Genomic DNA, 5,683 nt, shown 5'->3' with positions numbered 1-5,683 from the left:
GGAAGCACTCGTCGAACTTGAGGCCAGGCAAAGCGAAAAGCCAGCCGAATATGAATGCTGGCAGATCATCGATCTTCAGCTAGGCAAGGCGACAGGCTACGTCAATGAAAGAAGCAGCGGGGGGTTGAGACTCCTCCAGCCTAACTAAACTGGGCTCGATGGGCGGGAGGCCAGACGCAGAGAGATGATTGCTGGGCGTTTCATCATCAGCGTCTGAGCTGCCCGCCCTCAATTAGCTGCAAAATCTCTCTCATCACTTTCAAGTCTCCAGATTGCTGGCTAACCAGCGATTGCAGGCCTTGATCGCCGCCGTGGTAGAGCCGCTGGATTGCTCCATGATTGTCACGCCTCCATCCCGAGGACTACGATCGCTGGCTGTCGCCGGAGCCCGAGGCGCACGACCTAATGGGCCGTTCCCGGCCGAGCTGATGACGATGTGGAAGATAGGCTCGAAGGTCGGATCGCCAAAGAACAATGAGGCTGATCTTCTCCATCGGGTTGACCAGCTATGGCAGCCGGCCCCGCGTTTCAGATAGGCCGGAGGGAGGGAGTATGGGCAATGGCCTTAATATCCGCAGTGCCGCCATTTTCGGCGGTCTGATTGGCGCAGCTTTTAACGTTCCAGGATACGTTCAGTCTCCGAGCGTCGTCGAGTTTGGTGTCATGTCTGGTTCGGCAACTGTGGGCGCGCTTCTATCGGCCATCGTCTAGAGGCTCTTGATCGGGAAAGTCTAAAGAATAGCAGACAACGGACCCGCACGACCGGTCACCCAACTTTTAGCATCAATACGAGCCGCTTCAGCGTGTCCGCGAAGGTAACTCCAAATCCGGCCCACCGATGCCCATGACGCCAAGTGCCCCCATGCCCATTAGCTTCCATGTCCGCACATCTTCAGTCACTGGCCGCATGTCGGAAGTGTCCTCCTGCACAGCAGTGGTACCTTCAAGGGTGCCAACCCGCTCGACCAAATCATCCATGCGCCGATGCATAGATGCTCGACTGGCATCCGACGTATCTTCCGACCTTCGGAAGTCCTTCCGCAAGTTCTTGACCTCAGCGATCAATTTGCCGAGCTGCTGGTGAACACTCGCGTCGATCATTGCCGCCCTTCCCCGTGCCTCACGCATGCTGCATTCGACCAGACGCCGCCGGTGCAAGGGCCGACAACAGTCCGGTCTATCTTTCGCTGATCTGCCGGCGTCGCCCCTCGCGCGCCGACCAGGTCAGTTCCGACGACCCGCCGCAGGCCGTCGGCACTTGCTGATTGCGAAGTCCCACAGCCCACCAGGGCAAGTGTCATAGTCAAAGCGAGCATCGCCCGCGGAATGTGCCGCCGCATTATTTTGCCTCTCGAATGCGTTGGTGACTGATCGGTCGCCGTCTTTCCGGATTTCGAGGACGGCCCAGCTGATGGCGGCGAGCACGAGCACGCCGCCTAGGATCTTCGGCCAGGGGATCATGCCGGATCGAGTCGCTTGCGGATAAAGAGGAAAGCGCCGCCCGCAAACGACGCGTCAATGATGCCGGTTATCCGTCAGCGGCACCTTCACCAGGCGCGAGACCCGCTCCTCGAAATTGGCAAGATCGGCACGGAGGATTTCTTCGGCTTTTGCCTCGGCGATCACCATATTTGGCGTCACCGCAGGCGCACCTGCGCGGCGGCAATCAAGGTGAGATTCAGCGTCAATCAGGATGAGATTCTTATGTCGCGGTCGGGATGACCGTATCATGCTGATTGTCGCGCTATACGCACCGGCCGCGCTGGCATGGCCGTAACCGATGGTCCAGATGCCGCCTACGTCTCGATTGGCCTTCGTCTTCAGTCCTTCCTACTGTTTGACGAGCGCAAGGCCCGCGGCGTTGACGCGTCGGTTCATGACTATATCCTCGGAGAATGTTCAGGGAGAGATGGTTGCATTGATGCGCCGCTCGACCCGCTGTAGGTATCCACGGCTACCGCTATAGTTCTACAAGGGGAAAAACATGCGCTCGGTGCCTTGGATGACGGATGACTCCGTCGAATTCATCTGCAATTTCTCAGCTGGGACGAAGGATCGGACGCTTCAACTCCCCCGAGTTCTGGAGTTTGGTTGTGGCTCGAGCACGCTCTTTTATGCGTTCAAGTCCTCATTGCTCATAAGCTTCGAACACGATGTTGCGTGGAGCAAAAAAGTGATCGGCCACTTAGAGATCGAAGGGGTAAATCACGCGCACGTGCACCTTCTGCCGCGACCATACTCCACCAAGGTTGCAGAGATCGTGGGTGATTTTAAGTTTGACTTGATATCTATCGACGGTCGAGACCGACTCCTCTGCCTTCAGGAGGCGTTGCGGTTAGACCTCTTGGCACCCAACGGGATAATCGTAATCGACAATACAGAGCGCATAACCACCGAAGACAAGCGATACGCTCCTATGGTTGATGAGCTCGACAACCACGGCTTTAGACATACTCACTTCGAGCAACTTGGAATGGACCGCAGCGGATGGATTGCTCCCCATCGATGGCTGACAACTGTCGCATGGAAGGCGGCGGGAATTCAGTACACCTCAAAAGGGCTCCAAGTCTGAAGAGACTGTCGAAGCGACTGCAATTCAAACATACACACTTCGGCTTAAAAAAATGATCAAAGTACCGCCGCTAAGCCCCTGGCTTCTCGCTGGAACCGTGCTGCTGCAGCTGTTTAGCAGCGCAGCAGCGAGCGCCTTTACATGCCATCAAGGCGCTCCCGTTCCGGTCGGCGGGGGGCGGAGCGGCATAGCGATCGACAATGCCTGGTCCGGCACCACCGTCACATTCGACGCGATCGCTCGCGGCAAAACGATCTACTTTGGATACTACGATGCCGACAGATGGCTGACTGTTGCCCAGCTCGACCCTCTCTCGGGTGTGGTGTGTCGCTCCCGGCTTCCCTCTCAATTCGCCGGTTGGGACAGCCATAATAGCGTGGCACTTGCTTTTGACGGCAACGGGCAGCTTCAAGTTGCCGCCAACATGCATTCCAGTCCACTCGTCTACGGAGCCGCGACTAGTGCTGACAGCGTTAGCGACATGTCCCTGTCCCCGATGATTGGCCGCGACGAGGACAAGGTCACTTACCCCACTTTTTTGAATAGCCCTGACGGTAAACTCTACTTCGCGTACAGGAGCGGCATGAGCGGAAACGGGGAGTGGTTAGTCAATGTACGGAATGGCCAAAACTGGCAACGCGCACTGAACACCCCAATCTTCGCCTCCACGTGGAGCGGTTCGCCGACAAATGCCTATCCATCAGCCTTCCGGATCGCCGGAGATGGCTACGTTCACCTTGCCGTCGTTTGGCGACGTTCCCCTGACTTAGCGACCAATTATGCGGTCACCTATGCTCGCACCCGTGATTTTGTCCAGTGGACAGACCACAACGGGAGGCCAGTTACCCCACCATTGGATCCTGGCAATAGCGACATGATCGAAGCCACCGGCGAGAACCAAGGCCTCCTCAATTCAGCGCGGGTGATCGTAACACCTGCCGGAAAGCCAATTGTGACCTACACGCGTTATGGCCCGGATCGGAAAAACGTCATTGTGGCTGCATCGCCTTCAGGTGGCGAGTGGCACCGGTCAATCATCGCGACTGCAGGACACCAGACGATTGCCGCAGGCGGCGGAACAGTGCCAAATTTGCCATCCTTTGGAGATCTGTATTTTGGTGGTGGTGCGATTGCGAGCATAAATGTCAATTTCCCCGGAGAACCACCGAGGCGCATCTTCTTCGACACTGATACTCTGAACGTTGTTGACGCCCCAAAGGTCGTCGCTAGACCAGTTGCGGCCGCCCATCCTCTTAGTGTTTCACCACCGCCTGGTCTGGCCGACGTCCGCCAGAATGCGCGCCCGATTAGAGTGGATGAAACGGGTGGGAAGTCCGTCGGTTCAATGATTTACTTCTCTCAGGGCATCAATCGCGATCAGATCCGGGAATGCACCCCGTCGCAGCCTACCGCATGCGACCCGCCTGCCTCACCACTCATATTCGTCCCCTAAATTTTCGAGTGCCGCGATTACGAGTTTAGCGGTCGGCGCGCGAGAAACACCTCGGTGTACTCTCCCAAGATTCCATGTGTTGCATCAGCGAAGCGGTACACTCGCACGTCGAACGGCTTCCATTCAGCAATTTTCTTATGGATGTCGTAGCCGTAGTCGACGGTGACGAGCGCCCCTTTGTCGCTGACAGGGTTCCCGTGCCACTCTTCCGGCTTCAGGTGGGTGAGTGTGCCGTCTTCGTTGAAGATCACGCGGCGATCGATAGCTTCAACCTGGTAGTTCCGAACGGGCCACGTGCTGATCAGTGCGCCCCCAGGCTTCAGGGTGCGCCATATTTCATTGATGCTCGCTTCCGGGTCCGGAATGTGCTCCAGAACATCGAGCGAGATGAAAAGATCGAAAGCCTGATCCTCGAATGTGAGATTCTGCAGATCTTCGTTTCTGAATTCACGTTCGGTCGATCCGCGCGGAAGGTCCGGATAATACTGGGTCTGAACTAAGTGCCTGGCCTCATTGGCAAGCTTCACCGATATTCCACGGTTAATCGGAGACGATTCATGGATCTCCAGGTATCGCCAATGAGGGTAGGTCTCCTCCAAAATCAGCGCCAACGCACGCTCTCGCGGGACGGAGCCATTAGGGCATGAGGAACAGATCAGCCTTCCTCGAAACCACTCGCCTGTTGCCTGGAATGAAGTTTGTTTTTGGCAGATAGGGCAGAAGCCCTCATACTTTTTAAAATAATCCGACAAATCTCTATCCCCTAAATGCTTCGGCGCGCACGTTATCGTCGTCGTGCACTCGTTGCAAACTCGCGCACGCAGAATTCGCACCGATCTCGGTGATGCGTCGGCTTATGTTCGTACTGCACCGTACCGTTGAATGTGCTAGTCATCTGAATCCGAAATTCGTGTCATAAGCTGTTGTCGACCTTCTGACAGAAGCGCTTGACGGATGCGAGAATGTCGTCCGCCGAGCGCTGTCGACATTATCAAAATCAGCGGGCGCTGCGCCCAAAGTGCTGCCCTTTAGTAAGTGCATGGGGGAGATAATCAGTGCCCGACGGTGATGGTCGAATAGTCGAGGTTTAAAATTGCGGATTCAAACCTGAACGAAGTGACATCACACCGTGTTGCACGTAAGCGGTGATGCAATCACGGATGGCGCACTACTTGCGTCTCGGACTCAGATTGCGTTAGGGGCTCTACTATGAAAGTCACGATGATCGGCGCCGGTTATGTCGGCCTTGTTTCGGGTGTGTGTTTTGCCGATTTCGGCCATGACGTGGTCTGTCTCGACAAGGACGAAAGCAAGATCGACGCGCTGATGCAGGGGCGCATCCCGATCTTTGAACCCGGCCTCGACCATCTCGTTGCGAGCAATGTCCAGTCCGGCCGCCTGTCGTTCACCACGGATCTCGTTTCGGCGGTTGCCGACAGCGACGTGATCTTCATCGCCGTCGGCACGCCGTCGCGGCGTGGCGATGGCCACGCCGATCTCTCCTATGTCTACGCCGCAGCACGCGAGATCGCCGTCAACCTCAAGGGCTTCACCGTGATCGTGACGAAGTCGACGGTTCCGGTCGGCACCGGCGACGAGGTCGAGCGCATCATCCGCGAAACCAACCCGGACGCCGATTTCGCCGTGGTTTCCAATCC

Annotated in this window: 5 protein-coding genes and 3 pseudogenes; 4 read left to right on the top strand and 4 right to left on the bottom strand. The window is 56.7% G+C overall.

Going from position 1 to position 5,683, the window contains the following annotated elements; translation table 11 throughout:
* Window positions 1-348: 348 nt before the first annotated feature.
* Window positions 349-536 (top strand): annotated as a pseudogene (locus ASD00_RS42080) (SOS response-associated peptidase); the annotation flags it as partial.
* Window positions 537-766: 230 nt separating this feature from the next.
* Here the strand turns inward: ASD00_RS42080 and ASD00_RS28480 are convergent.
* The 3 genes and pseudogenes from ASD00_RS28480 to ASD00_RS42385 all read right to left on the bottom strand — a co-directional run bounded on the left by ASD00_RS28480 (window position 767) and on the right by ASD00_RS42385 (window position 1,629).
* A pseudogene (locus tag ASD00_RS28480) lies at window positions 767-1,101 on the bottom strand (DUF1515 family protein).
* Window positions 1,098-1,340: a hypothetical protein gene (locus tag ASD00_RS42075; RefSeq protein WP_082523760.1), complete on the bottom strand. Its 243-nt coding sequence runs from the start codon at window positions 1,338-1,340 to the stop codon at window positions 1,098-1,100. Before ASD00_RS42075 ends, ASD00_RS28480 begins: the two are co-directional and overlap by 4 nt.
* A 175-nt stretch (window positions 1,341-1,515) precedes the next feature.
* Window positions 1,516-1,629, bottom strand: coding sequence for a lysozyme (locus ASD00_RS42385; RefSeq protein ID WP_162249761.1), 114 nt, complete (start codon window positions 1,627-1,629; stop codon window positions 1,516-1,518).
* Between the two features lie 355 nt (window positions 1,630-1,984).
* Here ASD00_RS42385 and ASD00_RS28465 point away from each other — a divergent pair, with 355 nt between their 5' ends.
* Together ASD00_RS28465 and ASD00_RS28460 are read left to right on the top strand one after the other, a co-directional pair.
* On the top strand, window positions 1,985-2,572 hold the full coding sequence (locus ASD00_RS28465; protein ID WP_057210566.1) for a hypothetical protein: 588 nt from the start codon (window positions 1,985-1,987) through the stop codon (window positions 2,570-2,572).
* Between the two features lie 52 nt (window positions 2,573-2,624).
* On the top strand, window positions 2,625-4,025 hold the full coding sequence (locus tag ASD00_RS28460) for a BNR repeat-containing protein (RefSeq protein ID WP_057210564.1): 1,401 nt from the start codon (window positions 2,625-2,627) through the stop codon (window positions 4,023-4,025).
* A gap of 17 nt (window positions 4,026-4,042) precedes the next feature.
* On the opposite strand, the gene ASD00_RS28455 is transcribed toward ASD00_RS28460, so the two are convergent.
* The gene (locus ASD00_RS28455) at window positions 4,043-4,777 is read right to left on the bottom strand and encodes a class I SAM-dependent methyltransferase (RefSeq protein ID WP_063963362.1); all 735 of its coding nucleotides are present in this window, start codon (window positions 4,775-4,777) and stop codon (window positions 4,043-4,045) included.
* Between the two features lie 457 nt (window positions 4,778-5,234).
* Between ASD00_RS28455 and ASD00_RS42070 the strand changes: the two are divergent.
* Window positions 5,235-5,683, top strand: a pseudogene (locus tag ASD00_RS42070) (3-hydroxyacyl-CoA dehydrogenase NAD-binding domain-containing protein); the annotation flags it as partial.

Origin of the sequence: Ensifer sp. Root31 (assembly GCF_001424825.1) — a bacterium.
GTDB classification, from domain to species: domain Bacteria; phylum Pseudomonadota; class Alphaproteobacteria; order Rhizobiales; family Rhizobiaceae; genus Ensifer; species Ensifer canadensis.
Note: the sequence above shows the minus strand (reverse complement) of the source record. Positions and strands in the feature narration are given on the sequence as shown.